Below are 1,018 nucleotides of genomic sequence, written 5' to 3'. Positions count from 1 at the left end.
AGGGAGCACCCCGATCTATTTCGTTGTTAGTAGACCTGAGCTTACTTAAAAATAGGCTACCCGGGCATCAAATCCTTGCGATCGCATTTCATAGGAACAACTTTCCGCTTCACTACGGCTAGAAAAGGCTCCAGCATTAAAATAACGGCCTCGATTGTCCTCAGATATAATATCATCGTCTAATATAATACCACGAGTCCGCTCGATCTGATTTCGCACTTCACGTAGCACATTATCATTGTCAATGGGGATCACCACCACATAGCGATTCTTCTCAGCGTCAGAAATTAGATCAATAAGTCCCAATGCTCGCAGGGTTTCTGAATCAGCCACCCCGCTGGGAAATAGATTATTATTACTTCTCTGAAATCGAAACACTGCATCTTCAGTTTGCGCCCCATAGTTCTCATCAACAGGACCGGGATTAACCCCCCGAGCTCTCAACGCTTCCTGAAGCCGTTCTACCTCTCGACCGCGATCGCCTCGTCGTAGTTCCTTTCGTCGTAGTATATTGCTACGGATAGGAGTACCACATGCTATCGAGGCTTGACTGCTAACGTCAGGAGGAGGAGGAAGAACAGTGGTACCCCAAGGATCCACAATAATAGTTGGTTCTCGTTGAGCAAATAATGCATTAGATAGTGCTGCTGTAGTTTGTGATCCCACAACCCCATCAGCCCTGAGACCATAGTTTCTTTGGAATCGAATCACTGCTTGTTCTGTAACTGGACCAAAGTAGCCGGTTGGGTCGGCATTGAAATACTCCAGATCTCTCAACTGTTGCTGAAGTTTAGTAACGGCTGGTCCACGAGACCCTCGTCTGAGTCCAAATTGATTAACATTCCCACGGGATGGTGCTACTCTGGTTTGCGATGGAAAGAGTGCTGCTCTGGTTCTTGGTCCGACTTCCCCATCAGCAGGAAGCCCCTTTTTTCGTTGGAACTGAATCACAGCATTTTTAGTAATTGAACCAAAATAGCCAGTTGGTTGCCGATTGAAATACCCAAGTTCTCGCAAA

The 1,018-nt window shown here is 46.6% G+C and carries 1 protein-coding gene; it reads right to left on the bottom strand.

Going from position 1 to position 1,018, the window contains the following annotated elements; translation table 11 throughout:
- Positions 1 to 45 precede the first annotated feature (45 nt).
- The coding region (locus tag F6K49_RS52875; RefSeq protein WP_293111129.1) for a peptidoglycan-binding protein at positions 46 to 1,018 on the bottom strand (973 nt) is incomplete at its 5' end.

The sequence above is a fragment of the Moorena sp. SIO3I6 genome, assembly GCF_010672095.1.
The sequence above is the reverse complement of the archived record's forward strand: the minus strand, read 5'-3'. Positions and strand labels throughout refer to the sequence as shown.